General features: G+C 72.0%; 1 protein-coding gene. It reads right to left on the reverse strand.

Annotation, left to right across the window (positions count from 1 at the left end; translation table 11 throughout):
* A partial coding sequence (locus AB0I16_RS35740) for a type I polyketide synthase (protein ID WP_363253852.1) occupies positions 1 to 2,239 on the reverse strand: 2,239 nt, incomplete at both ends.

Below are 2,239 nucleotides of genomic sequence, written 5' to 3' on the forward strand. Positions count from 1 at the left end.
GCCGGCAGCACCAGCTCCGTCGCGGCATTGAGCCGGTTGCGCAGCTCCACCGAGCTGAGCGAGTCGAAACCCAGCTCCCGGAACGCGCGGTCGGCCGCAATGGCCTGCGCCGAACTGTGGCCCAGCACCACGGCCACATGCCCCAGCACCAGATCCAGCAGCACCTTCTCCCGCTCCGCCACCGGCAGACCCACCAGCGACTGCGCCAGCGCAGAGCCCGCGACGGCACGGCCTGACTCGACCGCCCTGCGCACGGTGCCCCGCACCAGACCGCGCATCATGTGCGGCACCGGCTGAGAACGCGCCTGCCGACGCAGCACCGGCAGGTCCAGGGGCAGCGGCACCAGCGCGGCACGCCCGGCAGAACCCGCCGCGTCGAACAGCGCCAGGCCCTCGGCCGCGCCGATCGGGATCGCGCCGCCGCTGGTGATGCGGCGTACGTCGGCCTCGTCGAGGCTGCCCGCCATGCCGTCGGACGAGGCCCAGAGGCCCCAGGCGAGCGAGGTCGCGGCCAGGCCGGCGGCTCGGCGGTGGTGGGCGAGGGCGTCGAGGAAGGTGTTGGCGGCGGCGTAGTTGCCCTGGCCGGGGCCGCCGAGGATGCCCGCCACCGAGGAGAAGAGTACGAACGCGGAGAGGTCCAGGTCGAGGTCGCGGGTCAGTTCGTGCAGGTGCCAGGCCGCGTCGGCCTTGGGCCGGAAGACGGTGTCGATCCGCTCGGGGGTGAGTGAACCGATCGTGCCGTCGTCCAGTACGCCTGCGGTGTGGATGACCGCCGACACCTGGTGCTCGGACAGCAGATCCCTCAGGGCCTCGCGGTCGGCCACGTCACAGGCTGCGAAGGTCACCTCGGCGCCCGACGCGACCAAGTCCTCGCGCAGAGCCTCGGCACCCTCGGCAGCAGCACCACGCCTGCTCACCAGGAGCAGGTTCCGCACGCCATGCTCAGTGACCAGGTGCCGGGCGACGAGACCGCCGAGCGTCCCCGTCGCGCCCGTGACGAGCACGGCACCGTCACCGAACTCGAAGCCCGGGGCGTCCGTGTCGAGCGTCCGGACCCTCGCCAGGCGGGGCGCGCGTATGCCACCGGACCGGACCGTCAACTGCGGCTCGCCCGTGGCCAGCGCGGACGGCAGGGCATCCACCGACGCCGTGTCCTCATCGAGGTCGACCAGCACGAACCGGTCGGGGTTCTCCGACTGGGCGGAACGCACCAGACCCCACACAGCCGCCTGCGCGACATTCGACACGGCGTCATCGACCGTGGCGGTGACCGCCCCCTTGGTGGCGATGACCAGGCGCGACGCCGCGAACCGCTCATCCGACAGCCAGGTCCGCACCGCGTTCAGCGCCCAGTGCGCCGCCTCGTGCGCGGCGGCGATCACGTCAGAGGCAGCAATCACCGGGCACGGCAGAACAACGTAGTCCGGCAGCTCCACCGAAGCCGCCAGCGCTTCCAGATCGGTCCACTGGACCGTGGGGGCATCGTCCCCGGCGACCAGGGCAACCGGCACCCAGTCGACGCCGAACAGCGCGTCGTCCCGACCCCCGTCGGCGAAGGCGAACTGCTCCGACGACACCGGGCGCAGCACCACTGAGTCCACGGTCGCGACCGGAGCGCCGGAAGCGTCTGCGACCGTGAGCGCCACTCCGTCCGTTCCCGCAGGTGCCAGGTGTACTCGCAGCGCCGTCGCGCCCGAGGCGTGCAGCCGCACACCTGACCACGAGAACGGCAGTCCCTCGGTGTCGCCATCCATGAGCCCGGTCGCGTGCAGCGCCGCATCGAGCAGCACCGGGTGCAGAGCGAATCCGTCCATGCGTACGCCGTCCGGCAGCGCGACCTCGGCGAACACCTCGTCGCCCTTGCGCCAGACCGACCGCAGCCCGCGGAACGCCGGGCCGTGACCGAAGTCCAGCTCCGCCAGACCGTCGTAGAACTCCTCCAGGCCGATGGCCTCCGCGGCCACGGGAGGCCACTCCACCAGCGAAGTCCCGCCAGAACGGCCGGCCTCGCTCAGCACACCGATGGCGTGCCGCCTCCATGCACGGCCGTCCTCGGTGTCATCCGTGCTGGAGTGGAAGGTCAGCTCGCGCCGCCCCGAATCGTCGGCCTCGCCGACCCATATCTGGACCCGTACCGAACCGTCCTCGGGCAGGACCAGCGGGGCCTCAAGCGTCAGCTCCTCGACCAGATCACATCCGACCTGGTCGCCCGCGCGCACCGCGAGCTCCACGAACGCGG

The sequence above is a fragment of the Streptomyces sp. NPDC050703 genome, assembly GCF_040654435.1.
Taxonomy (GTDB): Bacteria; Actinomycetota; Actinomycetes; order Streptomycetales; family Streptomycetaceae; genus Streptomyces.